Annotated in this window: 23 protein-coding genes; 9 read left to right on the top strand and 14 right to left on the bottom strand. The window is 65.7% G+C overall.

From position 1 onward, the window contains the following. Positions 1-284 (bottom strand): LLM class flavin-dependent oxidoreductase (locus tag ACLP4W_RS18820; RefSeq protein WP_442388486.1); only part of this gene is annotated, 284 nt, incomplete at its 3' end. 75 nt (positions 285-359) lie between these two features. Between ACLP4W_RS18820 and ACLP4W_RS18815 the strand changes: the two genes are divergently transcribed. Genes ACLP4W_RS18815 through ACLP4W_RS18800 form a run of 4 tightly spaced genes read left to right on the top strand, consistent with a single transcriptional unit; the run spans position 360 to position 4050 of the window. Continuing rightward, positions 360-1358 (top strand): Zn-ribbon domain-containing OB-fold protein, encoded by a 999-nt coding sequence (locus ACLP4W_RS18815; RefSeq protein WP_442388484.1) that lies wholly within the window; start codon positions 360-362, stop codon positions 1356-1358. Between the two features lie 15 nt (positions 1359-1373). After that, on the top strand, positions 1374-2435 hold the full coding sequence (locus ACLP4W_RS18810) for a thiolase domain-containing protein (protein WP_442388483.1): 1062 nt from the start codon (positions 1374-1376) through the stop codon (positions 2433-2435). After that, positions 2435-3628 carry a thiolase domain-containing protein gene (locus tag ACLP4W_RS18805; protein ID WP_442388482.1) on the top strand — a complete coding sequence of 398 codons (1194 nt, stop codon included), beginning with the start codon at positions 2435-2437 and terminating at the stop codon, positions 3626-3628. Before ACLP4W_RS18810 ends, ACLP4W_RS18805 begins: the two co-directional genes overlap by 1 nt. Continuing rightward, entirely contained in the window at positions 3625-4050 is a 426-nt protein-coding gene (locus ACLP4W_RS18800; RefSeq protein WP_442388480.1) for a nuclear transport factor 2 family protein, read from the top strand. The genes ACLP4W_RS18805 and ACLP4W_RS18800 overlap by 4 nt, the downstream gene beginning before the upstream one ends. Before the next feature lie 44 nt (positions 4051-4094). Here ACLP4W_RS18800 and ACLP4W_RS18795 read toward each other — a convergent pair whose 3' ends face one another. Further along, positions 4095-4619, bottom strand: coding sequence for a gamma carbonic anhydrase family protein (locus ACLP4W_RS18795; RefSeq protein WP_442388479.1), 525 nt, complete (start codon positions 4617-4619; stop codon positions 4095-4097). Between the two features lie 115 nt (positions 4620-4734). Between ACLP4W_RS18795 and ACLP4W_RS18790 the strand changes: the two genes are divergently transcribed. Both ACLP4W_RS18790 and ACLP4W_RS18785 read left to right on the top strand, forming a co-directional pair. Further along, positions 4735-5913: a Rieske 2Fe-2S domain-containing protein gene (locus ACLP4W_RS18790; RefSeq protein WP_442388477.1), complete on the top strand. Its 1179-nt coding sequence runs from the start codon at positions 4735-4737 to the stop codon at positions 5911-5913. Positions 5914-5918: 5 nt separating this feature from the next. Next, complete coding sequence (locus ACLP4W_RS18785) at positions 5919-6380, top strand: hypothetical protein (RefSeq protein ID WP_442388475.1); 462 nt, start codon at positions 5919-5921, stop codon at positions 6378-6380. On the opposite strand, the gene ACLP4W_RS18780 is transcribed toward ACLP4W_RS18785, so the two are convergent. From ACLP4W_RS18780 to ACLP4W_RS18740, 9 genes are all read right to left on the bottom strand, one after another. After that, on the bottom strand, positions 6381-7526 hold the full coding sequence (locus ACLP4W_RS18780) for a sulfotransferase family protein (protein WP_442388473.1): 1146 nt from the start codon (positions 7524-7526) through the stop codon (positions 6381-6383). Next, positions 7526-8308: an SDR family oxidoreductase gene (locus tag ACLP4W_RS18775; RefSeq protein WP_442388492.1), complete on the bottom strand. Its 783-nt coding sequence runs from the start codon at positions 8306-8308 to the stop codon at positions 7526-7528. The genes ACLP4W_RS18780 and ACLP4W_RS18775 overlap by 1 nt, the downstream gene beginning before the upstream one ends. Positions 8309-8310: 2 nt before the next feature. Beyond that, complete coding sequence (locus ACLP4W_RS18770; RefSeq protein ID WP_442388490.1) at positions 8311-9435, bottom strand: hypothetical protein; 1125 nt, start codon at positions 9433-9435, stop codon at positions 8311-8313. Positions 9436-9538: 103 nt separating this feature from the next. Continuing rightward, entirely contained in the window at positions 9539-9853 is a 315-nt protein-coding gene (locus ACLP4W_RS18765; RefSeq protein WP_442388471.1) for a hypothetical protein, read from the bottom strand. A 78-nt stretch (positions 9854-9931) separates the two neighbouring features. After that, the gene (locus tag ACLP4W_RS18760; RefSeq protein WP_442388469.1) at positions 9932-11155 is read right to left on the bottom strand and encodes a PPE family protein; all 1224 of its coding nucleotides are present in this window, start codon (positions 11153-11155) and stop codon (positions 9932-9934) included. 70 nt (positions 11156-11225) lie between these two features. Then, positions 11226-11333, bottom strand: coding sequence for a PPE domain-containing protein (locus tag ACLP4W_RS18755; protein WP_442388488.1), 108 nt, complete (start codon positions 11331-11333; stop codon positions 11226-11228). A gap of 157 nt (positions 11334-11490) precedes the next feature. Continuing rightward, positions 11491-12549 (bottom strand): 4-hydroxy-2-oxovalerate aldolase, encoded by a 1059-nt coding sequence (gene dmpG, locus ACLP4W_RS18750; RefSeq protein WP_442388467.1) that lies wholly within the window; start codon positions 12547-12549, stop codon positions 11491-11493. Further along, positions 12546-13478: an acetaldehyde dehydrogenase (acetylating) gene (locus tag ACLP4W_RS18745; protein WP_442388465.1), complete on the bottom strand. Its 933-nt coding sequence runs from the start codon at positions 13476-13478 to the stop codon at positions 12546-12548. Before ACLP4W_RS18745 ends, dmpG begins: the two co-directional genes overlap by 4 nt. A gap of 52 nt (positions 13479-13530) precedes the next feature. Continuing rightward, positions 13531-14316: a 2-keto-4-pentenoate hydratase gene (locus ACLP4W_RS18740; protein WP_442388463.1), complete on the bottom strand. Its 786-nt coding sequence runs from the start codon at positions 14314-14316 to the stop codon at positions 13531-13533. Between the two features lie 84 nt (positions 14317-14400). On the opposite strand from ACLP4W_RS18740, the gene kstD reads away from it, so the two are divergent. The 3 genes from kstD to ACLP4W_RS18725 all read left to right on the top strand — a co-directional run bounded on the left by kstD (position 14401) and on the right by ACLP4W_RS18725 (position 18864). Continuing rightward, a complete protein-coding gene (kstD, locus tag ACLP4W_RS18735) occupies positions 14401-16083 on the top strand; it encodes a 3-oxosteroid 1-dehydrogenase (protein ID WP_442388461.1) in 1683 nt (560 codons plus the stop codon). Between the two features lies 1 nt (position 16084). Then, a complete protein-coding gene (locus tag ACLP4W_RS18730) occupies positions 16085-16954 on the top strand; it encodes a MaoC/PaaZ C-terminal domain-containing protein (protein ID WP_442388459.1) in 870 nt (289 codons plus the stop codon). A gap of 137 nt (positions 16955-17091) precedes the next feature. Beyond that, positions 17092-18864 carry an IS1634 family transposase gene (locus ACLP4W_RS18725; protein ID WP_442388457.1) on the top strand — a complete coding sequence of 591 codons (1773 nt, stop codon included), beginning with the start codon at positions 17092-17094 and terminating at the stop codon, positions 18862-18864. Positions 18865-18981: 117 nt separating this feature from the next. Here the strand turns inward: ACLP4W_RS18725 and ACLP4W_RS18720 are convergent, their stop codons facing one another. The 3 genes from ACLP4W_RS18720 to ACLP4W_RS18710 form a co-directional block, all read right to left on the bottom strand. Beyond that, on the bottom strand, positions 18982-19893 hold the full coding sequence (locus ACLP4W_RS18720) for a hypothetical protein (protein ID WP_442388455.1): 912 nt from the start codon (positions 19891-19893) through the stop codon (positions 18982-18984). After that, on the bottom strand, positions 19854-23024 hold the full coding sequence (locus ACLP4W_RS18715) for a hypothetical protein (protein ID WP_442388453.1): 3171 nt from the start codon (positions 23022-23024) through the stop codon (positions 19854-19856). The genes ACLP4W_RS18720 and ACLP4W_RS18715 overlap by 40 nt, the downstream gene beginning before the upstream one ends. 208 nt (positions 23025-23232) lie before the next feature. Further along, on the bottom strand, positions 23233-24429 hold the full coding sequence (locus ACLP4W_RS18710; RefSeq protein ID WP_442388451.1) for an IS110 family transposase: 1197 nt from the start codon (positions 24427-24429) through the stop codon (positions 23233-23235). Positions 24430-25138 lie beyond the last annotated feature (709 nt).

The raw sequence follows: 25138 nt of genomic DNA, 5'->3' as shown, positions 1-25138 counted from the left end.
ACCCCGAGCCCGAGAATGTGCCGGCCTCCGCTGAGGTGGTCGAGCGTCAGCGCGGCCATCGCGCACGCGGTGGGGGTGCGGGCGGAAAGCTGGACCACCGACGTGCCCAGTCGCACCCGCTGAGTCGACGAGCCATACCAGGCCAGCGGCGTGTAGGCGTCGGACCCCCACGCCTCGGCGGTGAATACAGCGTCGAATCTGGCGGCCTCTGCCGCGGCGACGAGTTCCCCGTGGTTCTCCGGCGGCTGAGCGCCCCAATACCCCAGCTGCAACCCCAGCTTCATAGTGTTCGCCTCTCCGGCCGACCCGATCCCGACAAATATTTGAATCCGTTCTTAGAACCTGTTCTACTCGAAGGCGTGACAGCCAGTTCGAGCAGCCCAACCCTGATCGATCACCCTGAGCCACCACTTTCCGCGCCGCTGACGTTGTCCTTCGACTACACCCGTTCGGTCGGCCCCACGCTAGGCAAGTTCTTCACCGCGCTGCGTGAGCGCCGCGTCCTGGGAGTACGCGGATCGGATGGTCGGGTGCATGTGCCGCCGGCGGAATATGACCCGGTTACCTACGAGGCGCTGGGCGAGATGGTACCGGTGTCCAGTGTCGGCACCGTAGTGTCCTGGACCTGGCAGGCCGAGCCGCTGGAAGGCCAGCCGCTGGAACGCCCGTTCGCCTGGGCGCTGATCAAGCTCGATGGCGCCGACACCCCGCTGATCCACGCGGTGGACGCGGGCAAACCCGAGGCGATCCGCACCGGCACCCGGGTGCATGTGCACTGGGCCGACGAGACCGCCGGCGCCATCACCGACATCGCCTATTTCGCGCTCGGCGAGGATGCTGAAACGGACACAGCGCCAGAGGCCTCATCGGACCAGGACCCGGTCACCATGATCGTTACGCCGGTCTCGCTGACGATTCAGCACAGCGCCTCGCACGAGGAGAGCGCCTACCTGCGCGCCATCGCGGAGGGCAAGCTGCTGGGCGCGAGGACGGGCGAAACAGGAAAAGTGTATTTCCCGCCGCACGGCGCCGACCCGGCCACCGGGAAGCCGACCAACGAGTTCGTCGAGCTACCCGACAAGGGCACGGTCACGACGTACGCGATCATCAACATCCCGTTCCAGGGCCAGCGCATCAAGCCACCCTACGTGGCGGCCTACGTGCTGCTCGACGGTGCCGACATCCCGTTCCTGCATCTGGTCGCCGACATCGACGCCCACGATGTGCGGATGGGCATGCGGGTCGAAGCGGTGTGGAAACCCCGCGAGGAGTGGGGATTTGGCATCGACAACATCGAGTACTTCCGCCCCACCGGGGAACCCGACGCCGACTACGACTCCTACAAGCACCACCTGTAAAGGGCTTACCTGCACATGAGCGCTCGCAACGTTGCGGTCGTCGGCTTTGCCCACGCCCCGCATGTTCGCCGCACCGACGGCACCACCAACGGCGTCGAGATGTTGATGCCGTGCTTCGCCCAGCTCTACGAGGAGCTCGGGATCACCAAGGCCGACATCGGATTCTGGTGTTCGGGATCATCCGATTACCTTGCCGGACGGGCGTTTTCGTTCATCTCGGCGATCGACTCGATCGGCGCCGTTCCGCCGATCAACGAGTCACACGTCGAAATGGACGCCGCCTGGGCCCTTTACGAGGCCTACATCAAGATCCTCACAGGCGAGGTCGAGACCGCGCTGGTCTACGGGTTCGGCAAGTCCTCGGCCGGAATCCTGCGCCAGATCCTGTCCCGGCAGACCGACCCCTACACCGTCGCGCCGCTCTGGCCGGACTCCGTGTCGATGGCAGGGCTGCAGGCCCGCATCGGCCTGGACTCCGGCAAGTGGACGCACGAGCAGATGGCCCAGGTCGCCCTCGACTCGTTCGCACAGTCCGGGCGCAACGACTCCGAGAAGCCGGCCAACAGCATCGACGAGCTGCTGGCCCGGCCGTTCTTCAACGATCCGCTTAGGCGTCACGACATCGCGCCGATCACCGACGGTGCGGCAGCGATCGTGCTCGCGGCCGACGGCCGCGCCCGTGAGTTGCGCGCAAACCCTGCGTGGATAACGGGAATCGAGCACCGCATCGATTCTCCCGCGCTGGGCGTGCGCGACCTCACCGTGTCGGCGTCGACGGCGGTTTCAGCCAAGGTGGCCACCGGTGGCAACACCTCCGTTGACGTTGCCGAGCTGCACGCGCCCTTCACCCACCAGCACCTGATCCTGGCCGAAGCCATCGGGATACCGGAGAAGACCAAAGTCAACCCGTCGGGCGGCGCGCTGTCGGCCAACCCAATGTTCGTCGCCGGGCTCGAGCGCATCGGCTTTGCGGCACAACATATCTGGAACGGTTCGGCGGAGCGCGTACTGGCGCACGCCACGAGCGGGCCCGCGCTGCAACAGAATCTGGTCGCGGTCATGGAAGGGAAGAACTGATGGCCGGAGCGGGCGCACACCTGGCCGCCGTACTCGGTACCGGGCAGACCAAATATGTCGCGAAACGCAAGGACGTTTCGATGAACGGCCTGGTGCGCGAGGCCATCGACCGCGCGCTGGAAGATTCCGGGTCCACCTTCGACGACATCGACGCGGTCGTGGTCGGCAAGGCGCCCGACTTCTTCGAGGGCGTCATGATGCCGGAGCTGTTCATGTCCGACGCCATGGGCGCCACCGGCAAACCGCTGATCCGGGTGCACACCGCGGGTTCGGTCGGCGGGTCCACCGCGGTGGTCGCGGCCAGCCTGGTGCAGTCGGGCAAGTACCGCCGCGTACTGGCGATGGCCTGGGAGAAGCAGTCGGAGTCGAATGCCATGTGGGCATTGTCGATTCCGATCCCGTTCATCAAGCCGGTGGGCGCGGGCGCGGGCGGGTATTTCGCCCCGCACGTTCGGTCGTACATCCGCCGCTCGGGCGCACCGCTGAACATCGGCGCCATAGTGGCCGTCAAGGACCGGCTCAACGGGGCCCGCAACCCGTTGGCGCATCTACACCAACCCGACATCACCGTCGAGAAGGTGATGGAGTCACCGATGTTGTGGGACCCGATCCGCTACGACGAGACCTGCCCGTCCTCCGACGGTGCCGCCGCCGTAGTGATCGGCAACGAGGAGAGCGCCGAAGCTCGCCTGGCGCAAGGACATCCGGTGGCCTGGATCCACGCCACCGCGCTGCGCACCGAGCCGTTACAGTACTCCGGGCGCGATCAGGTCAGCCCGCAGGCGGGGCGTGACGCGGCCGCCGCGCTGTGGAAAGCGGCCGGCATCGAGAGCCCCATCGACGAGATCGACGTCGCCGAGATCTACGTGCCGTTCTCATGGTTCGAGCCGATGTGGCTGGAAAATCTCGGGTTTGCCCCCGTGGGCGAAGGCTGGAAGCTCACCGAGGCGGGCGAGACGGCCATCGGCGGACGGCTGCCGGTCAACCCGTCCGGCGGTGTGTTGTCGTCGAACCCGATCGGCGCGTCGGGCCTGATCCGTTTCGCCGAGTCGGCGATCCAGGTGATGGGCAAGGGCGGGGATCATCAGGTTCCCGGTGCGCGAAAGGCCTTGGGGCATGCCTACGGCGGTGGCTCGCAGTACTTCTCGATGTGGGTGGTCGGCGCCGACAAGCCCGAAAAGGTAGACGCATGACCGACATCGCGGCCAAGACAAAGCACCCCGCCCATGAGGCCGGCCGCCGTTCGCGGGAGGCGGTGCAGGCCAGGGACAAAGAAGCGTGGCTGGCGGTGTTCGCGGACGACGCCATCGTCGAGGACCCCATCGGGCCGTCGGCCTTCGACCCCGAAGGCAAAGGGCACCGCGGCCGCGACGCGATCTCGGCCTTCTGGGACCTGGCCATCGCCAACACCACCAAGATCGAGTTCTTCTTTCGCGACACCTACCAATGCGGCAACGAGGAAGCCAACGTCGGGCACATCCTGATTACGACGGGCGAGTATCAGACCATCGCGGAAGGCGTGTTCACCTATAAAGCCAACGACGAGGGCAAGCTGGTCGCCCTGCGCGCGTATTGGGAGATGGACCGCGCGGCCGCGAGCACGCGGAAGGTGTAGATCGGACCGCTCGGACGTGAAGCTGGCTTCACGTTCGCGAAGCCCTAAATCGGCTCCAGTCCGGCCAGATGCCGCTGCGCCAGGTCGCGGTAGGCCTGCGGGTTGAGATTGACCCACATCTCCGCGCCCGTTCCGGCGATCGGGCCCTTCACCTGCGCCGGCGCTCCCACTGCCAGCACCCCCGCCGGAATCTGGGTGCCGGCCACCACCAGCGAATGCGCAGCAATCAAGCTGCGCGCCCCGATCACCGCGCCATCCAAAACGGTGGCGTGGTTGGCGATCAGCGCCTCGGACCCGACGTGAACACCGTGGATGACGCACATATGCGCCACCGTCGCGCCGGGACCGATGTCCACCGGAATACCGGAAGGCGCGTGCAATACCGATCCGTCCTGCACATTGGCGCCCTCCCGCACCACGATCGGCCCATAGTCGCCGCGCAGCACGGCGTTGAACCAGACCGACGCCCCCGCCTCGACGGTGACGTCGCCGATCAGGGTCGCGGTCGGGGCCACAAACGCGGTGGGATCAATCTGTGGCGACCTTCCCTCGAAAGCAAACAGCGGCATCGTCTAGATATACCCCAGCACGCATATGCCGTGGCCAGACTCTGCGTCATTGCGCCAGCCCACCGCAAAACTGTAACGTGTTCTAGTTAGAGAGCTAGTGAGTTGGAGGTGACAGGTGAATACCGACACCAATGCGGTCGGCATCCGGGAAATCGATTCCGGCACCTTGCCGACCAGGTACGCCAGGGGCTGGCACTGCCTGGGCGTCGCGAAGGACTACCTGGACGGGCAACCACACCCGATCGAGGCGTTCGGCACCAAGCTGGTGGTATTCGCCGACTCTCAGGGCGACATCAAAGTGCTCGACGGCTACTGCCGGCACATGGGCGGCGACCTGAGCCAGGGCACCATCAAGGGCGACGAGGTGGCCTGCCCGTTCCACGACTGGCGCTGGGGCGGCGACGGCCGCTGCAAATTGGTGCCGTATGCCAAGCGCACGCCCAAAACGGCGCGCACCCGGTCGTGGGCCACCGATGTGCGCGGCGGCCTGCTGTTCGTCTGGCATGACCACGAAGGCAATCCCCCGGACCCCGCTGTCCGGATCCCGGACATTCCCGAGGCCGCCAGCGACGAGTGGACCGACTGGCGGTGGAACCGCATCCTCATCGAGGGGTCCAACTGCCGCGACATCATCGACAACGTCACGGACATGGCGCACTTCTACTACATCCATTACGGGCTACCGACGTACTTCAAGAACGTCTTCGAGGGCCACATCGCCTCGCAGTACCTGCACAACGTGGGCCGGCCGGACGTCAACGACCTGGGGACCTCCTACGGCGAGGCGCACCTGGATTCGGAGGCGTCCTACTTCGGGCCGTCGTTCATGATCAACTGGCTGCACAACAGCTACGGCGGCTACAAGGCCGAGTCGATTCTGATCAACTGCCACTACCCGGCGACCCAGAGTTCGTTCGTCTTGCAGTGGGGTGTCATCGTCGAAAAGCCCAAGGGCATCGACGAAAAGATGGTCGACAAGCTGGCCACGACGTTCACCGAAGGTGTCAGCAAGGGCTTCCTGCAGGATGTCGAGATCTGGAAGCACAAGACCAGGATCGAGAACCCATTGCTGGTCGAGGAAGACGGCGCCGTCTACCAGATGCGTCGCTGGTATGACCAGTTCTACGTCGACGTCGCCGACATCAAGCCGGAGATGGTCGAGCGCTTCGAGGTCGAGGTGGACACCGCGAAGGCCAACGAGTACTGGAACGCCGAGGTCGAGCAGAACTTGAAGGTCAAGGAATCCGGTGTGGCCGAATCGGTTTCTGGCGACGTACCTGTCGAGCAACACTAACTGCCATGCGCGCGAACCCGCCAGGGGATCAGCCGGCGGTACCCGACGTCGATCGGCTGGCCCGGTCGATGCTGTTGCTGCGCGGCGATTACCACGATCACGAGGAGCGACCGGTCCAGGCCGGCGGGAACGGCGACTCCTGGTCTAAATCAAGAGATTTCGCCAACGACCCGCAACGCGCCGCTGCGGTCGCCGAGGCCACCCGCGCCGATCGTGAGCGCTACCTGACGTCGGGGCTGCTGCCGGTGGATTGCCGGTTCTGCCACGTCTCCGTCACCGTCAGGAGGCTCGGGCCGGGTCACACCGCGGTGCAGTGGAGCACCGAGGCTTCACAAGGCTGTCCGTATTTCGCCGAAATCCGTCAGTCCGGCGGGGATACCGCACGCACGCGCGCATGCCCGAAGCTCAGCGATAGCATCGAGCACGCGGCCGCGGAGGGCTACCTGGACCGGCTGGACGACGGCTGATCAGAGTCCCGCAAACCGCTCCTTGACGGCTTCGACGGTGAGCCCGTAGTCGGCCAGCGAGTACGTGTGCTTAGGGGCCCGCGCCCCGGTCTGGCTCTCGGCGTGGATATCGGCCATGGCCCTTCGAGCCTCGTCGGTCAGCGTCAGACCGAAGTGCCGGTAGATGTCGGCCGCCGTGCCGATCGGATCGGCGATCAGATTCTTGTACTCGACGTCATAGAACTGGGCCGGGTCATACTTGGCGCGCGCGGTGTCGAATCGCTCCAGGCCGCGTGACCAGGTTTCGATTGCGTCAGCACCGATCTGGGCGCCGACGAAGGTCGTCGACCATCCCTCGGCGGTGTGGTGCGCCAGGGAGCACATCGAGGCCATGATCGTCTCGACCGGTCGGTGGGTCTGCACCACCAGGGCGTCGGGATAGGTCGCCATCAGAGCGTCCAGCGCGAAGAGGTGACTGGGGTTCTTCAACACCCAGCGCTTGTCGGCGTCGTTCAGCCCGATCAGCTGAAGGTTCTTGCGGTGTCGCTGGTATGACGGCGTCCAGTCCTGGTGCGACAGCCACTTCGCGTAGCTGGGAATGTGCGCCAGTGTCTCGTAGGACACCGAATGCAACGACTGCCGCAGCAATTGCCAGCACTCTTCCAGCTCGTATGCGGCCATGAAATGCAGGCCGGTGTAGTCCGGATTTTCTTTGTGGGCCCGGGTGAACTGCTCGTCAAGTTGGCGATAAAACGGGTTGGATTCCCAGGTTTCGCGGGGCGGACGGGGCTGCGGGAACTCGGCCAGCCACAGGTGCAGACCCTGGTGCGCCGGGTCGGCGCCAAGCAGCCGGTGCAGCGCCGTGGTACCGGTGCGCACCAACCCGGTGACGAAGATCGGCCGTTCGATGGCAACGTCGGCGTGCTGCGGGTATTGCTTCCACGCGGATTCGGACAGCAGCCTGGCCACCAGCGCACCGCGCAGGAAAAACCGGTTCATCTTGCTGCCCAACACCGTAAGGCCGGCTTCACGCCGGTACGAGTCCAGCAGCACCTGCAGCGCTTCGAGGTAGTTGTCGTCGTCGGTGCCGAAGTCGTCGAGCCCGACCAGCTTGGTGGCCGATGCGCGCAGTTCGTCGACGGTGCCGATATCGGTGCGGTCGGACATCAGGTGTGGTACTCCCCGCAGTTGACGTCCAGGGTTTGTCCGGTGATGCCGCTGGACATGTCACTGGCCAGGAAAAGGATCGCCGAGGCCACCTCGTCCTCGGTGGGCAGCCGCTTGAGGTCGGAGTTCGCCGCGGTGGCCTGGTAGATCTGCTCCATCGTGGTGCCGTATTTACCGGCCTGATGCTCGAAGTATCCCTTCAACGTGTCGCCCCAGATATAGCCGGGTGCAACGGAATTGACGCGAATGCCCTTCTCGCCGAGTTCGGTCGCCAGCGACTGTGACATCGCCAGCAACGCGGACTTGGCCATCTTGTAGGCGCCGTATTTGGCCTGCGAGTGCCGCAGCACCATGGAGTTGACGTTGACGATCGATCCAGCCGACTCCTGAAGTGCCGGGGCGAAAGCCTGGATGAGGCGCAACGCCCCGAGTGCGCTGAGTTCGATCGCATCGCGGATGTGTTGAAAACTGGTGCCGGCCAACGGTTTCATCGACGGCACCCGGAACGCGTTGTTGATGAGCACGTCGACCTTGCCGTAGGTCGCCATGGTGGTCTCGACGAGGTAAGCAACCTCATCGTCGTCGGTGATGTCGGTGCGCACCGCCAGGGCCTTATGCCCGGTGTCATTGATCTCCTTGGCGACGGCGTCCAGTCGTTCGAGAGTGCGGGCCGCCAGCACCAGTTCGGCACCGTCGCGCGCGCATCGGTGGGCCAGCGTGGTGCCGAGCCCCGGCCCGACGCCACTGATGACGACTACCTTCCGCTTGAGCGTTCCTGTCATCGTCACCCCAGCATCCTGGCCGCAATTTGCTCTTGACGCAGCGCGATTCGCGCGCGCCACTGGTCATCGGAAATTTTATTGTGCTCGAAATACGGCAGCGCGGCGGGTATCGCGTCGAAGTCGACCAGCTCGACGGTGGGCCCGTCGGCTTCGGAGAGCTTGCGGGATACCCGCTGCCAGCGGAACTGCAAAAAGCCACGCCGGTGGCCGAGCGTTTCCACCCAGTTCGTCACTCCCGGATTCTGATCCGCCACCACGATCCGGACCTTGCCATCCGGATCCGGTTGTGCCTGAGTGTTGTTCAGCGAGGTCTGGTGGTTGATGTAGTCCAGCGAGATGTACCACAAGCTGCCCAGCTGGAAGCCGAGGTAGGGAGCGTCGGAAACCGGGATGGTGATCACCAGCGCCTGATCGGGCCGCAAATCGAAGTGCCCCGCCGACGAGTACTGGGTCGCCAGGCCGCCGGGAGTCAGCCGGGGCGCGACCATGGTGTTGACCGGGATGTTGAGATAGAACCACTGCGGAAACTGCAGCCAGGTCTTCACCCGGTTCACGAGTTGCTTACCCGCTGTGGCATAACGCTTTTCGATGGTCTGGCGGGTCAGCGGCGGCGGTGCGGTGCCAGCGGTGTCCAGCCTGGAAATCGTCAGCTTGCCGCGCTGCGCCGACCAGTCGCCGTACACCTCGCGAATCACCAATTGCCCGGGGCTGGTCGGTCGTACCCGCCACTCGAAGCTGCCGTCCGCGGCGATCTCGAGTTCGCGGTCGTCGAACGCGGCCTGGCTGGCGGGCACGTTGTCGTCGGTGTACTCACCGCCGAGCAGCTGGAAGCTCAGGTCGGTGGTGGTGCCACGCCTGCCGGCCACGACGTAATCGTGATCGGCCTGCACCCGGGTGCCGAAGTAGAGGGTGTCGGGGTTGTCCAGGCCCATTTTGGTGAACGGCCCGGTGCCCGACTGCAGGAACGGATGGTCGCGCTCGTAGTCGAAGGCCAGATGGATGCAGCCCGCGATACAGCCGGCCAGGTACTGCAGTCCTTCGAGGAGGTCGGCTTCGGTCTCGATGTGCGGTGCGGCGGCCACCAGTCGCTCGGCCTCGGCGATCGCGTCGGTGAGTGGACCAGAGATGGGATGAGAGGACACGCCTAGACGCTAGAACGTGTTCTCATTTTGAGTCAATGGCGAACATTCGCGCGTGTCGTCCGCGGCGTTCAGCGACGACACCCGCTCGCTACGACGTGCACTTGTTCGCCAGGTCGATCAGATGCTGCCGCACGTCGGGATGCCGGTTGAGGTAGTCGATCACGCTGTTGCCACCACCCTCCGCCTGGGATTTGGCGGTCAACTCCTGCTTAACGTCGGGATGCCTGTCCAGGTAGGACTGGAGGGTTTGGGACGCCGTTTCGCCCACGGTGGTATTGCATTGTTGCTGGGGATCGGCGTTGGCCGCCGGCAGTGCAATGACCAGCGCCGCGGTGGTGTACAGCAGCCCACCGGCGAGCACGCCGTACAGTCCGCGCCGAAGAGGGCTGGAAATCACGGTCATGCAATCGAGGCTACCCGCCACGGGACATTGCGGAACCCCGCGCGCAGCACGGGTTGATCGGGCCTAATCGCGCAAAATTTACTTGGCCGCAGTTTTCGGACCCGACGTCTCCGGCACCGGAGGTTCCGCCAGCGGTGTTTCCAAAGCCAGCCTCTCCCCTGGACCCCGAGTTTCGGCCGACGCGACCTTCGCTTCCGAGATTTCCGCCGCCGGTACCGCAGCGGCCGGCGTTGCGACGAGAGGTGTTGCCGCCACCGGGGCCGTTTCCTCGGCTTCTGCCGCCGATGTCTCCGCCGCTTCTGGCGAAGGCGGCGTTGCCGTTTCCGTTGCGGCATTTGGAGTTTGCAGGAGTCCGGCCGCCGGAGTTGTCGTAGCCGAAGTTGCCGATGACGACGACCCCATTGCCGCTGCTGTCATCATCGCGGCCATGCCGGCCGTCCCCCCGAAGCCCGGGGTTGCGGCGGTTGCGCCGCCGATGTTTCCCCCGCCGACGTCGGCGCTACCGACATTCCCAGCGTTGGAAACGCCCGTGTCGACGTTGCCGACGGCGGTGCCGTCCAGGTTTCCGGCAGCGACGGTTCCGCTGCTCGTCGGGGCAGCGAGGAGGGTGTTTGCGGCGCCGGCGCCGGCGCCGCCAATGGCGCCGCCGCCCACGGCCGCGCCGCCTTGGTCGCCGCCGCCCGAGTTGCTAGCCGCCGTTCCACTGCCGGCGTTGCCGCTACCGGTGGTGCCGGAGCCGGTGGTGCCGCCGACGCCCCCAGCGCCGGGCAGGCTCGGAATAGGTGGCAAACCAGCCTGTCCCGACGTCAATTGCGTGGCCGCCGCCGACGCCCCACCGTGATAACCCACCATGGCGCTCACGTCCTGGGCCCACATCTCGGCGTAGTTGAACTCCGTGTCCGCAATCGCCGGCCAGTTTTGCCCAAACAGGTTGGACATCACCAACTGCACCAAGTTGTTGCGGTTAGCGTCCACCAACAACGGATGCACCGTGGCCGCCAGCGCGGACTCAAACGCGCTGGCCACCGCTTCGGCCTGCGCCGCCGCTCCGGACGCCTGAGACGCCGCCGCACTCAGCCAGCCGGCATACGGAGCAGCCGCCGTCGCCATCGCCTGAGACGCCGCACCCTGCCACGCCTGATTCGCCAACCCCGAAACCACCGACGAGAACGACTGCGCCGCGGACCCCAGCTCCGCCGACAGCCCATTCCAGGCCGCCGCGGCCTCCAGCATCGGAGCCGAACCAGCACCCGAGTACATCAGCAGTGAATTGATCTCCGGTGGCAACGTGAAGAAACTCATCGGACCCCTCATGGCGACTGCACACGATCACTACGAACGTAAGCCTAGCTCGTCGGGACAATCACTGTTTTCAGCCAAACTCAAAGGATTTGAGTGCTAAGTCACAAGCCTCCAACAACGGGCCCGACCCCGCACCAGAAAACATCAACAGGGAATTGATTTCCGGGGGCAACACCATAAAACTCATCACACCCGTCCCTTCTTAACCAGCTTTCTCAGCGGCCGACGACCGTGGACCACCAAAAGGTAAGACAAGACGCGGCGGATGACGCGCTTTTCACCAAATTCAGGACGAATAGACGGCCAACGTCACCGTCGAACAATCAACGGTGTCGTTAATGCGTGACGACCGTGCCGCTGTCCTGCTCGCGTTTGATTTCCAGGGCGATGTCGATGAGTTGGTCTTCCTGGCCGCCGATGAGCTTGCGCTGACCGGCCCGGTGCAACAGCTGGTGGGCCGGCACACCGTAGCGTTCAGACTGGCGAACGGCGTGCTTGAGGAAGCTGGAGTAGACCCCGGAGTACCCCATGATCAGGGCATTGCGGTCGAGCACGCATTCGGCGGGCATGGCCGGCCGCACCACGTCCTCGGCCGCATCGGCGATGTCGAAGAAGTCGATGCCGGTCTTGACGCCGATCTTGTCGAACACCCCGATCAGCGCTTCGACGGGGGCGTTGCCCGCGCCGGCACCGAACCGGCGGCAGGAGCCGTCGATCTGCTTGGCGCCCGCACGGACGGCCTCCACCGAATTGGCCACCCCGAGTCCCAGGTTTTCGTGCCCGTGGAAGCCGACTTGGGCGTCCTCGCCGAGTTCGGCCACCAGTGCCGAAACGCGGTCGGCCACACCGTCGAGCACCAGGGCGCCGGCGGAGTCGACGACGTAGACGCACTGGCAACCGGCGTCGGCCATGATGCGGGCCTGGGCGGCCAGTTTCTCCGGCGGAATGGTGTGGGCCATCATCAAAAACCCGACGGTCTCCAAGCCCAGCTCGCGGGCCAGCCCAAAGTGCTGAATCGATACGTCGGCCTCGGTGCAATGCGTCGCGATCCGGCAAATCGAGCCGCCATTGTCCTGCGCTTCTTTGATGTCTTCTTTGGTGCCCACCCCGGGCAGCATTAGAAACGCGATCTTGGCCTCTTTTGCCGTCTCGGCTGCGAGTTTGATCAGCTCCTGCTCGGGCGTCTTGGAGAACCCGTAGTTGAAGCTTGAGCCGCCCAGCCCGTCGCCGTGCGTCACCTCGATGACCGGCACACCCGCGGCGTCCAGGGCGGCCACGATGGAGCCGACCTCGTCCTTGGTGAACTGGTGACGCTTGTGGTGGGACCCGTCCCGAAGAGACGTGTCGGTCATCCGGACGTCCCAGATCGGGTTGAAGAAGATGTCCGTGCTCATGCCTGCGCTCCTCCCGCCGTCGCGGACAGGGATTCCTTGGCGATTTCCTCGCCGACCTTGGTCGCCGCCGCGGTCATGATGTCGAGGTTGCCTGCGTACGGCGGCAGGTAGTCCCCGGCACCCTCGACCTCGACGAACGTGGTCACCACGGCCCGACCGCCGGAGTTTATCGACGGCTCGTCGAACTGCGGCTCGTTCAGCAGCCGGTATCCCGGCACATAAGTCTGCACCTCGGCCACCACCTCGTGGATGGACTTCGCGATCGCATCGCGGTCGGCGTCTTCGGGGATGGCGCAGAAGATCGTGTCGCGCATGATCATTGGCGGGTCGGCCGGGTTCAAGATGATGATCGCCTTACCGCGCGCGGCCCCGCCGATGGTCTGAACGCCGCGCGAGGTGGTCTTGGTGAACTCGTCGATGTTGGCCCTGGTGCCCGGGCCGGCCGACACCGACGCCACCGACGCCACGATCTCGGCGTAAGGCACTCCACCCTTGTCTGCGACCGCACGCTCCACCGCGTACACGATGGGGATGGTCGCTTGCCCCCCGCAGGTGATCATGTTGACGTTGGGCGCATCCAGGTGCTCACGCAGGTTCGCCGGCGGGATCACCGCCGGGCCTACCGCCGCCGGCGTCAGGTCGATGGCGCGGATCCCCGCAGCCGCGTACTTTGGCGCCGCATCCTTGTGCACGTAGGCGCTGGTCGCCTCGAACACCAGGTCGGGTTTCTCGGGCTGCGCCAGCAGCCAGTCGACCCCTTCGTGGGTGGTCTCCAGACCCAGCTTGCGGGCCCGCGCCAGGCCTTCGCTTTCCGGGTCGATCCCCACCATCCAGCGGGGTTCCAGCCAGTCCGATCGCAGAAGCTTGTAGAGCAGGTCGGTGCTGATGTTTCCCGACCCGACGATGGCCACACTTGCCTTAGACGGCATGGCGTTCCTCTTTCGAAGCTCTTATTGGACTAGTTCAAAAGTAATCCGGGGACTATTCGAACGACAACCGAACAGAACCCAGCCCCGTGAAGTCGGCGACGAACTGATCACCGGCGCGGACGTCTATCGCTCGCGTGCACGATCCAGGGAGCACCACGTCGCCTTTTCGGAGTCGCACCCCGAAACTCTCCACCTTGCGAGCCAACCACGCCACCGCGGTGACCGGATTACCCAGTACCGCATCGCTGCGGCCCTCCGCGACGACCTCACCGTTGCGGGTCAGCACCGCGTCGATCGTCTTGACGTCAATGTCGGCCGGGGACACTCGGGCCTTGCCCAGCACGAAGCCCGCCGAAGAGGCGTTATCGGCGATGGTGTCGCACAACGCGATCTTCCAGTCGGTGATCCTGGTGTCGATCAACTCGATCGAAGGGACCAGGGCCTCGGTGGCCGCCAGCACGTCGTCCTCGGTGCAGCCGGCTCCCGGCAGGTCGTCGGCCAGGATGAAACCCACTTCGACCTCGACCCGCGGATACAGGTAGCGGCTCGCCTTGGCCGGGGTGTCTTCGAACACCTGCATCTCGTCGAGCAGATGCCCGTAGTCCGGCTCGTCGACGCCCATCATCTGCTGCATCGCCTTGCTGGACAGCCCCACCTTGTGGCCCAGCACCCGGGCCCCTTCGGCCACCCGCTGACGGATGTTGATTAGCTGGATCTCGTAGGCGTCGACGACGTCGATGTCCGGGTAGGCAGCGGTCAGCGGAGCGATCGGCTCGCGGCTTCGCTCGGCTTGCGCCAAGTCGGCGGCCAGCTCGTCGCGGATCGCAACACTGAGCATTTCCCGGAAGTCCCCTCACCCTAAACTGGTACGTGTGACCGGGCCGGTAGCGCCCAACCCGGGCAATTCTATAACGTGTTCTACATGACAGCGCAGGAGTACGACGTCGTCGTGGTCGGGAGCGGCGGAGCCGGCATGGTGGCTGCCCTGGTCGCCGCGCACCGAGGTCTCTCGACAGTAGTCATTGAAAAAGCCCCGCACTTCGGCGGCTCCACCGCGCGGTCGGGTGGCGGCGTCTGGATTCCGAACAACGAGGTGCTCAAGCGCGACGGCGTCCGGGACACTGCTGAGGCGGCCCGCACCTACCTGCACGGGATCATCGGCGACATAGTCGAGCCGGAGCGCATCGACGCCTACCTCGACCGCGGGCCCGAGATGCTGTCGTTCGTGCTCAAGCACACGCCGTTGAAGATGTGCTGGGTGCCGCGCTACTCCGACTACTACCCGGAGGCGCCGGGCGGCCGTGCGGGCGGCCGCTCGATCGAACCCAAGCCGTTCAACGCCCGCAAGCTCGGTGCCGACCAGGCAGGGCTGGAGCCGCCATACGGCAAGGTTCCACTCAATGTGGTTGTCATGCAACAGGATTACGTGCGCCTCAATCAGCTGAAGCGACACCCGCGGGGTGTGCTGCGCAGCCTGAAGGTCGGCGGACGCACGATGTGGGCGAAGGCGACCGGCAAGAACCTGGTCGGCATGGGACGGGCGCTGATCGGGCCGTTGCGGATCGGGTTGCAGCGGGCGGGCGTTCCGGTGGTGCTCAACACCGCGCTTACCGACCTGTACGTCGAGGACGGCGTGGTGCGCGGGGTCTACGTTCGCGACACCTCTGGCGCGGAATCGGCTGACCCACGCCTGATCCGGGCCCGGCGCGGAGTGATCCTCGCCTCGGGCGGTTTCGAGCACAACGAACAGATGCGGGTCAAATACCAACGCGCCCCGATCACCACCGAGTGGACTGTCGGCGCCAAGGCCAATACCGGCGACGGCATCGTTGCTGGCGAAAAGCTCGGCGCCGCATTGGATTTGATGGACGACGCCTGGTGGGGCCCAACGGTGCCGCTGGTGGGTGCGCCGTGGTTCGCATTGTCCGAGCGCAACTCGCCGGGCTCGATCATCGTCAACATGTCGGGCAAGCGGTTCATGAACGAATCGATGCCCTACGTCGAAGCCTGTCACCACATGTACGGCGGGGAATACGGCCAGGGGCCGGGGCCGGGCGAGAATATTCCCGCGTGGCTGGTATTCGACCAGCAGTACCGCGACCGCTACATCTTCGCGGGACTGCAGCCCGGACAACGTATTCCGCGCAAATGGCTGGATTCCGGCGTGATCGTCCAGGCCGACACTCTTGAGCAGTTGGCCGAGGCGGCCTGTCTTCCGGTCGATGAGTTCGTGGCCACCGTGCAACGTTTCAACGGCTTCGCGAGGTCGGGCATCGACGAGGACTACCACCGCGGGGAGAGCGCCTACGACCGCTACTACGGTGACCCGACCAACAAGCCGAACGCGAACCTCGGCGAGATCAGTCACCCGCCCTACTACGCCGCCAAGATGGTGCCCGGGGACCTGGGCACCAAGGGCGGCATCCGCACCGATGTGCACGGCCGCGCGCTGCGCGATGACGGCAGCATCATCGAAGGCCTTTACGCCGCAGGCAATGCCAGCGCCCCGGTGATGGGACACACCTACCCCGGCCCGGGCGGCACCATTGGGCCGGCGATGACCTTCGGCTACCTGGCCGCGCTGCACATCGCGGGAGAACGCTGAGATGCCAATCGATGTAAAAGTCGCGCTTGCCGCGGAGCTGGACCCGATCGAATTCTCTTGGACCAGCAGCGATATCCAGCTCTACCACTTGGGGCTGGGCGCGGGTGCGGATCCGATGGACCCGCGCGAGCTGCGCTACCTGGTAGACGACACACCGCAGGTGCTGCCGACGTTCGGCAACGTTGCCGCCACCTTCCATATGACCAAGCCGCCGACGGTGCGGTTTCCCGGCATCGACATCGAGCTGAGTAAGGTGCTGCACGCCAGCGAGCGCGTCGAGGTGCCCGGGCCGCTGCCACCATCGGGCTCCGCCCGGGCCGTCACCCGGTTCACCGACATCTGGGACAAGGGCAAGGCCGCGGTGATCTGGAGCGAGACGACGGTGAACACACCGGACGGCACCCCGCTGTGGACGCAGAGGCGGTCCATCTTCGCCCGCGGCGAAGGCGGGTTCGGCGGTTCGCGCGGGCCGTCAACGTCGGACGGTGCGCCGGACCGGGCACCCGATCTGGAGCTCGAGGTGCCGATTCTGCCGCAGCAGGCGCTGCTATACCGGCTCTGCGGCGACCGCAACCCGCTGCATTCTGATCCCGAATTCGCCGCAGCCGCAGGCTTTCCCAGGCCCATTCTGCATGGCCTGTGCACGTACGGGATGACGTGCAAGGCGATCGTCGACGCGCTGCTGGACGGCGACGCCGGGGCGGTGGCCGCCTATGGCGCACGCTTCGCCGGGGTCGCCTTTCCCGGCGAGACGCTCAAGGTGGACGTGTGGAAGGACGACGGCCGCTACAACCGCTTTTTAGCCAGCGTTATCGCGCCTTCGCGCGATAACGCCGTGGTCCTCTCCGGCGTCGAGCTAGTCCCGGTCTAGCCCGAAGTTACTGCGGGTGAGATAGGCGGAATTGTGCGTTGAGCTGGGATCGGTGGATGATTATCGGCTACGATGTAGCCATCGAATTTGGCGTGTCGATATCTCACTGATGTGAGTTTCTTTTGTAGTATTCAGATATGGCGAAGCCAGTGCGGATGCATGTAGCCCGGACTCCCAGTACGTATGTGGACAAGGCGGGCAACGTGCGCCGCTACGAGTCGGTGCTGGTGCGTCGCACCTATCGAGACGGGGCGAAGGTGCGCCACGAGACGCTGGCCAACCTATCCAAACTGCCCGCCGAGGCGATCAGCGCGATCGAGGCCAGCCTGAAGGGCCAGACCTTGGTGCCCGCCGAGGCGGCATGCACCATCGGTCGCTCGCTGCCGCACGGGCATGTGGCCGCGGTGGCCGCGATGGCCCGCACGCTGGGCCTGCCTGCCCTGCTGGGGCCGGCCTGCCGGTCACGGGACCTGGCGCTGGCGTTGATCATCTCGCGGGTGATCCGGCCCACCTCGAAGCTGTCCACGCTGGCGTGGTGGGCCGATTCCACCCTGGGTGTGGATCTGGAGGTGGCCGGCGCGTCCACCGATGAGATCTATGCCGCGATGGACTGGCTCGTTGATCGGCAGGAGTCGATCGAAACCAAGCTCGCCGCCAAACACCTGGGCCCGGAGGTGAATCCGGGCCGGATGGCGTTGTTTGACCTGACCAGCTCGTGGGTGACCGGCCGACACTGTGAGCTGGCCGCCCGCGGGTATTCCCGCGATCGCAAAAAAGGGCTGCCGCAGATCGAATACGGCATCCTCACCGACCCGGCCGGGCGCCCGGTGGCGGTGCGGGTATTCCCCGGCAACACCGCCGACCCGGACGCGTTCACCGACATCGTGCAGGTGATCCGCACCAGCTTCAGGCTGGAGCAGCTGGTGCTGGTCGGGGATCGCGGCATGATCACCTCCGCACGCATCGAGGCCCTACGTGAACTCAACGACGCCGGAACCGGTTTCGGGTGGATCACCGCGCTGCGCGCCCCCGCCATCGCCAAATTGGCCGCCGACGACGGGCCGCTGCAGATGAGCCTGTTCGATGCTCAGGACCTGGCCGAGATCACCCACCCCGACTACCCCGCCGAACGGCTGATCGCCTGCCGCAACCCCGCCCTGGCCGCCGAACGCGCCCGCAAACGCACCGAGCTGCTGGCCGCCACCGAGGCCGCCCTGGCGGCCATCGCCCAACGGGTCGAGCGCGGCACCCTGACCGGGGCCGGCAAGATCGGGGAAGCCGTCGGGAAGGTGATCAACAAATACAAGGTGGGCAAGCACTTTCACCGGCATATCACCGACACCAGCTTCAGCTATGAGCGCGACCACGCCGGTATCGCCGCCGAAGCGGCCCTCGATGGCATCTACGTGCTGCGCACCAGCGTGCCCGCGGCCCACCTGGATGCCGCCGCCGTGGTCACAGGGTATAAGAGCCTGGCCTATCTGGAACGCGACTTCCGCAGCATCAAAACCGATGACCTGGACCTGCGGCCCATCCATCACCGCCTCACCGAGCGGGTCAAGGCCCACGTGCTGATCTGCCTGCTGGCCTGCTATCTGACCTGGCACCTGCGCAAGGCCTGGGCGCCGCTGACCTTCACCGATGAGAATCCCCCACCGCGGGACAACCCCGTCACCCCCGCCCAACGCTCACCCCAGGCCCAGGCCAAGGCCTCCCGCCACCAGGCACCCGACGGCACCGCGCTGCGCAGCTTCCGCGGCCTGCTCAGCCACCTGGCCACCCTCACCCGCAACGAAGTCACCTTCACCTACACTCCAACCCCGATCCCCATGCTCGCCGCACCCAGCCCCGACCAACGCCGCGCCTTCGAGCTCATCGGGGTCACCATCCCCCTGATCATCGCCGCGTAGCCAGAACCACCCACCCACCAAACCCGCAAAACCGCAGGTCAATTCATGAATCCGGCCGACCCGGCACCCTTAACTTCGGACTAGCTTAGATCAAATGGCGATGTTTCATCCGTTGAATCAACTTGGCTGATACCCACCTCCGGTGACCGGCACGGTGGCCACGGCGTTGCCTGATCGGGACCACGTGCTGGGTACGGGCAGATTGGTGTTGATGATCAGCACGCCGACCATCGACGGATATCGGGGATCGGTACGGCCATGCAGGGCCGGTTGCAGCCATCCCACGTAGTTTTCGATGACTCCGGGCGGGGCTTGTTTTTTTGAGTGGTCGAGGACCACCAGGATGGATAGTTGGCTACCGCAACCGATGCTGTACTGAACCGGCTGGCCCAGGAATTTCGCGCAGTCGGGAATTGTAATCGCCTTGTTGCGCTCCACTTTCAGTTCTGCGATCACCGAGTCGTGCAGCAGGTCATCGAAGCCGCCCGCGACGCGGTCGCGTCGGGTGAGCCGCCCGCCGAGGGTCGGGTCGTTGCGGAGGCGTTGTTCGAGTTCGTCGTGGAACTGGCCTTCGGTGACGCGGGTGCCCCGGCGAAAGACCTTGTCGAACATGATCGATTGGGCTGCGGTGACGCTTGCGCCGAACAACCGGCAGAATGCGCGCACGTCTGCGGTGTCGAACGCAGGACTCACCAATGCGTCATACATTTTGAGCAGACGCTGGTCGGTCTGGGGGTGTTCGGTGAGGCGGTCACGCGCGGGGTCGAACGGTCGTAGCCGCAGACGGCGGTAGCCGGCAACGTCCATGGTTTCCTGCCGGCCGTCGGCGACGAAGCGGACAGTGATCGGGCAGTCGATGGTCGGCCCGTGAATCGGTTGCTGCACATGGCACGTCATGTGGTTGACGCCGGTGAGCACAATCCCGCCGTCGTCGGACACGACATCGTCGAGCGTGAACTCGTAGCGGGGAATGGTCAACGCCTCACGGCTCAACGTGGTGACCGGTTCGATGTAGCAGCGCTGGGCCATGGCGGCCAACAGGCAAGGCGCACAACCATTTCGATCGGGTAAGCCTCGTGCGGCTGGGCGACGAAGACGTCGACGATCGGCGACGACAGGTAAGACGCCACGCACACTGCCACCGGGGATTCGTCGGCGCTTCCGCTGTCATCGACCACACGGTGGGCGCCGCGCAGGTCCAGGTTCACCATCCGCACCGGCACGCTCACCCCCGCCAGCTGCAGCTGCGCGGCGGACACGTCGGCCGCCGAGCGTATCTCGCTGACCGTCCGACAGAAGTTAGCCAGTCCCGCCGGGACCGGGATCTGGGGAAACTCCTCAAGCTTGGCCGCCAACACCTGCGTTTGTCGCTGCGCTGACTGCCAGAGCACATCGGCCCCAGGGTTGGCGGCGCGCACCGCGGCGTCCCACCGAGCCAGCGTCGCCGCGATCCGCCACGCCTGAACGACCCGGCGCCGCTGCAACGCGGGGGCGTGACGACGACCGGCGGCGGCCTCAAGCCGATCGGCGGCCTCCTGCAGCGATTGCGCGATCGTGGCGGGGTCAGCACTCAACGGCGCTAACAGATTTCGGGCGGCCTGGGTGCGTGCGGTGATGACGTCGATCACCCCGGCCAGGATCGGGCGATCCGACGGGTGCACAGCGTCAGACTGCGCCGCGATCACCCCAGCGGCGGTCTCGGCGGCGGCCAGTTCGCTGGCGACCGCGTCGACGGTGGTGATGGTGCCGCCGTGCATGATGTCGTCGAGCTGCGCGATCGCTGCGATGACGTCGGCGAGCTGTCTGTCCGGCGCTCCTTCTGCCCCGGCCGGAAGATGTTGGTGGACGTGGCGAGCCAGGCTGACGCAGTCGGTATGGCGGCCCACTGCCTGCAGCAGCTCAACGAGTTCCAGCGCCCGCCACGCCGGCCCGGGCAGGTGCACATCGCTGACGGCGGTAAAGGCCGATAACGCGACGTCCACCACGGATGCTGGGCGCTCCAGCAATTCGACCAGCAAGGGGTCTCGGCGGGGCCAGCCACTGTGGGCGAGTTCGGGTTGGGCCAAGGTGCCCAGCGCTGTCGTGCTCCATGACACGCTGTCGCGCAACGTTTCTGGCCACGGAGCCGTCAGCAGGCGCTCGCGGTCATGTGGGTCTAACCGCGGAACCAGATCCAGCGCGACGCCCAGCCACTGCTCGGTGCGGCCATCGTCGTCGAACATCTGGGCCAGGTACCGCATCGCCCACACCACATCGTCGAGCTGATCGGGGCGGTCGATCTTCGGCGTCACCCAACGCATGGTGAGGTCCAGCAAGTGCGGAATCAGGTGGCTCGGCAGGCCGAGATGGGCGATGCGCCGCAACAATTTCTGGTGCACCACGACGTATGTGTCGGCGAGCAACACCTCGGCGAGATCCGCCAGGTTCGCCGGTATCGCGTCGTGACCGACCTCGGCGCAGCGCGCCCACAAGTCGATGGCCTGAGCCCGCAGCCGCGGATCCGGCGACAACAGCCCCGCGTAGACGATCGGCAGCAGGTCGCGGAGCGCGGCCGCGGTCGCGGCTTCGGTCAGCGCTGTCAGCAGAGCCATCCGAATCGCGGTGTCCTGCTCCTGATCTCCGCTGTCAGCGGTGAACACCGTCAGGACCGGCTCCAGGATCGCTGCTCCGCCCCGGCGGGCGAGATGACCCAGCGGGCGCGCGATGCCGTGCTGGCGGGCAACCACACCGTAGTCGGTGCCGGTGTGTGTGGTGTGCGTTTGGGGCGCCGTCAGGCCCGATGGGCGGGGTGCGGCTGACTCGATCAGGATGCCCAGCAATGTGTGGACGTGGGGTTCGAGCTTTTCGGCGATCGTGTCGGCGGCGCTGGTCAGGTCGGCGATCGCCATGTCCGCGGCGCGGTCGCCCCAGTCACCGCGCAGCCGCTCCAGGCAGAAGCGCACCACGGCCTCGGTGGCCTCGGGCGACAGCTCGGCCAGGTCGTCTCGGCACACGACGTTCGACACGCGCATCAGACCGACGCGGTCGACCGCGCCGGACCCGGTGGCCGCGGATTCGATCATTTGCACGCAGGTGGTCGGATCGGCGCGCCATCCCGCGGCCAACGCTCGTGCGGCTTGCGTGCTCGGGTGCGGCTGGCCGGCCCAGCCGATGCCCTCGTCGCGGCACGCCGAGATCAGCGCTGGCCCCAGGACGGTGAGTGGTGCCGCATCGGTGTCGAGCAACTGTTCGGCGGCCGCGGCCGCATCGGCGCGGACCTGGTCATCATCGGAATGCAGCCGGTCGATTAAGTCATCGGAGACTTGCGGCAGATCAACAGTTGCGGCGGCCAGGAATCCCAGCGGCGCCGCGGGGACGGTCCGCACGATCAGATCTTGCCCGGCGGCCAGTTCCACGAGCCGGTCGAGCACGGGCGGCAAATCCTCGCCGTGCAGAGATTCGGGGAATGCCGCCAGCAGATCTGCAGCCTCTTTCACCCCAGCGGTGCTCAACACCGCCAGCGCCGCCGCCACTGCTTGCCGCGCGTCGCAGCGGCCGGCGCGCACCAACTCGCCGAGCGCGACGAACACTGCTGGTTCGCCGGTGTCGACCGCCATCTCCAGCATCGATTCGACCAGGGTCCGGCTGAACAATTCAGGGGCACGGCGCGCGGACTGCACGAGTTGGCGGCTGGCGTCGGTCATGGCCGACGACCCCTCGACGCGATCGTCGGCGTCGAGCCGATCGATCACGTCGGCTAATTCGCGGACCACGTATCCGTCGCCGGCCACGGTAAGTCGCCGCCGTGTGTGACGCGCCGCCCGCCGCGCCGCGAGCTGCTCAGTTCGCTGCTTCTCGTGGTGTTGGCGTTGCTCGAGGTCGGCGTCGCGCTTCGCGACTTCTGTCGTCAAATTGGGCACGACGCCGGTGCCGTCGCGGTGTGGACATCCCACGCAGGATTCCCGGTAAAAGGCGACCGCGAGCTCCATGGCGTTGTGGCTTTGCCGGCGAGGCGGCGAGGCATGTTCACAGCGCACTTCCATCACGGCCAGCGGCCAGCCCATGGCTGCTCCGACGGGGCTGTTGCCATAGGGCATCTCGATGCGAGCATGCCGGCAGTGCGCCCGGGTCAGCTCAATGGCCTCATGGTTGGCGCGAGCGAGAGCCTCAGCTCCAGCCATCTCGTCGTACACCGCGCGTTACCTCCGGAGGTAAGTCTGCCACCGAACACCGACACTCGGTGTGCACCGCAACCGGCGACACCCGCACGCCCGAAGGCCCGGGCCGGCGACCTGGGCAATTCAGCCGCCGACGCGTCAGTGCACGGTGGTCGTCTCGGCTACTCCCGTTGCTGGAGGAATATGCAGGAATCGATTCTCAATCGGTTTGTCAAGCCGCTGTGGCGGTTGAGGTTTGGTATGGGGTGTGGTCGCGCAGCATGGCCCAGAGGACGTTGAGGCGTCGTCGGGCTAAAGCAAGGACTGCTTGTCGGTGGTGTTTGCCTTCGGCGCGTTTGCGCTCGTAGTAGGCGCGGGATGCGGGGTCGGTGCGGGCAGCGCTTTGGGCGGCCAGATAGCAGGTCCGCAGCAGCCGGCGGTGGTAGCGGCGGGGTCGTTTGAGGTTGCCGCTGATGCGCCCGGAGTCGCGCGGTACCGGTGCGAGTCCGCAGATGCCAGCTAGGCGATCGGCGGAGTCGAAGGCGTCCATGTCTCCGCCGGTGGCGGCGAGGAAATCGGCGCCGAGGATGACCCCGAAGCCGGGCATGCTCAGGATGATTTCGGCGTGGCGGTGGCGGCGAAATCGCTCCTCGATCATCGTGTCGGTGTCGGCGATTTCGGTGTCGAGGGTGATCACCTCCTCGGCCAGTCGCGCCACCATCGCCGCGGCCAAGTCTTGTCCAGGCAGCACAGTGTTCTGGGCGTGGGCGGCCTCGAGCGCGGCGGCCGCGACCGCCTCGGCGTTGCGGGCCTTGCGTTTCCGCAGCCAGGCGGTCAGTCGGGCGGCGCCGACGCGACGTAATGCCTCGGGGGTCTGGTAGCCGGTAAGCAGGATCAGCGCGGCCTTGTGCTGGCTATAGTCAAACGTCCGCTCCAGCGCCGGGAAGTACTCCAGCAGCTGAGCGCGCAGCCGATTGATGGCCCGGGTGCGATCGGCCACGAGATCAGCACGCCGAGCGGTGAGGATGCGCAGCTCCACGGTGATCTCATCGCCGGCACGCAGGGGTTGGAGGTCACGGCGCATCCGGGCTTGATCAGCAATGATCGCCGCATCTTTAGCGTCGCTTTTCGCGTCACCGCGATAGGCGCCCGACGCGTAATAGACACTCCGGCCCGGGATGTAGAGCAGCCGCTGGGAAGCGTCCATTAGCAGGGCGATCAATAACGCGGCACCGCCACCGGCCAGATCGATCGCCCAGGTCAGCTCCCCGGCGTCGGCCAGCGTTGTGACCGCACCGATCAACTCCCCCAGCGTCGCCTCGTCGTTGGCTACCCGCCGCGACAGCACCCTCTTGCCCTCCATGTCCAGGACCACGCAATGGTGCTCGGACTTGCCGGCATCAACGCCGGCCCATAGTTGCTGCGGCACAACCACCTCCGTGCTCGTTGTCGGTCTTTGAACCCACCAGACGACCACACCGACGTGTCCTTACACAGCGATTGGATCGCACCTCTCAATTAGCGGTTGAGTCGTCGCGGGACGCCGGGCGGCCAATCGATTCGAGCCATCACTAGGCAGAATATGGCAAGCCATACCCGACGCCCCTGGGTGACTCGAAGCCTACGGCCGCGGCGACGAACACCCTCCAAGAACCGTAAGGAATATGCAGGATTACCAGTAGACTACAGCGTATTCGCGATTCCCTTGCATACCAACATAATTCACTTGTCTATTTCCCCCGCCCCGTCGAAGCGAATCCGCAGCCGCCGCCGCGTGTAGGTTCCCGAATCGCGTGTCATCTCCCGATCTCCTCACCTGCGGCGATGCAGGTTGTCTCACGCGATGTCATCGAGCCTTTGGCAAACCCGTGTCATTTTTCATTAGGTATGCTAAGAGGCGACAACCGGGACACTCCGCGGGGTTCGGCATTCGACATTCGCGTACACGGGCATTTGTCTTCCGCATCGTCACTGTGACGATGCGACACCTTAAAGTCTGTGCCCCACCACCTTTCCGTTCATGGCCGACATGGCGGACGCTCCCAGCCAGCCGACGACGGCAGCGGCAGCGGCAGCGGGGAGTATTTATTAACCACCAGGCACCAGCCGTGGGAGATGACACGCGATTCGGGAACCTA

This window comes from Mycobacterium sp. (genome assembly GCF_052145595.1).
Lineage (GTDB): Bacteria > Actinomycetota > Actinomycetes > Mycobacteriales > Mycobacteriaceae > Mycobacterium.
The sequence above is the reverse complement of the archived record's forward strand: the minus strand, read 5'-3'. Positions and strand labels throughout refer to the sequence as shown.

Excerpts from the sequence above, each read along its gene's own strand:
- ACLP4W_RS18715 (WP_442388453.1), bottom strand. The coding sequence starts at position 23,024 with ATGGCTGGAGCTGAGGCTCTCGCTCGCGCCAACCATGAGGCCATTGAG.
- ACLP4W_RS18760 (WP_442388469.1), bottom strand. The coding sequence starts at position 11,155 with ATGAGTTTCTTCACGTTGCCACCGGAGATCAATTCACTGCTGATGTAC.
- ACLP4W_RS18730 (WP_442388459.1), top strand. The coding sequence starts at position 16,085 with ATGCCAATCGATGTAAAAGTCGCGCTTGCCGCGGAGCTGGACCCGATC.
- ACLP4W_RS18725 (WP_442388457.1), top strand. The coding sequence starts at position 17,092 with ATGGCGAAGCCAGTGCGGATGCATGTAGCCCGGACTCCCAGTACGTAT.
- ACLP4W_RS18775 (WP_442388492.1), bottom strand. The coding sequence starts at position 8,308 with ATGACAGGAACGCTCAAGCGGAAGGTAGTCGTCATCAGTGGCGTCGGG.
- kstD (WP_442388461.1), top strand. The coding sequence starts at position 14,401 with ATGACAGCGCAGGAGTACGACGTCGTCGTGGTCGGGAGCGGCGGAGCC.
- dmpG (WP_442388467.1), bottom strand. The coding sequence starts at position 12,549 with ATGAGCACGGACATCTTCTTCAACCCGATCTGGGACGTCCGGATGACC.
- ACLP4W_RS18805 (WP_442388482.1), top strand. The coding sequence starts at position 2,435 with ATGGCCGGAGCGGGCGCACACCTGGCCGCCGTACTCGGTACCGGGCAG.
- ACLP4W_RS18745 (WP_442388465.1), bottom strand. The coding sequence starts at position 13,478 with ATGCCGTCTAAGGCAAGTGTGGCCATCGTCGGGTCGGGAAACATCAGC.
- ACLP4W_RS18755 (WP_442388488.1), bottom strand. The coding sequence starts at position 11,333 with ATGGTGTTGCCCCCGGAAATCAATTCCCTGTTGATGTTTTCTGGTGCG.
- ACLP4W_RS18800 (WP_442388480.1), top strand. The coding sequence starts at position 3,625 with ATGACCGACATCGCGGCCAAGACAAAGCACCCCGCCCATGAGGCCGGC.
- ACLP4W_RS18765 (WP_442388471.1), bottom strand. The coding sequence starts at position 9,853 with ATGACCGTGATTTCCAGCCCTCTTCGGCGCGGACTGTACGGCGTGCTC.
- ACLP4W_RS18795 (WP_442388479.1), bottom strand. The coding sequence starts at position 4,619 with ATGCCGCTGTTTGCTTTCGAGGGAAGGTCGCCACAGATTGATCCCACC.
- ACLP4W_RS18780 (WP_442388473.1), bottom strand. The coding sequence starts at position 7,526 with ATGTCCGACCGCACCGATATCGGCACCGTCGACGAACTGCGCGCATCG.
- ACLP4W_RS18720 (WP_442388455.1), bottom strand. The coding sequence starts at position 19,893 with ATGGCCCAGCGCTGCTACATCGAACCGGTCACCACGTTGAGCCGTGAG.
- ACLP4W_RS18810 (WP_442388483.1), top strand. The coding sequence starts at position 1,374 with ATGAGCGCTCGCAACGTTGCGGTCGTCGGCTTTGCCCACGCCCCGCAT.
- ACLP4W_RS18785 (WP_442388475.1), top strand. The coding sequence starts at position 5,919 with ATGCGCGCGAACCCGCCAGGGGATCAGCCGGCGGTACCCGACGTCGAT.
- ACLP4W_RS18740 (WP_442388463.1), bottom strand. The coding sequence starts at position 14,316 with ATGCTCAGTGTTGCGATCCGCGACGAGCTGGCCGCCGACTTGGCGCAA.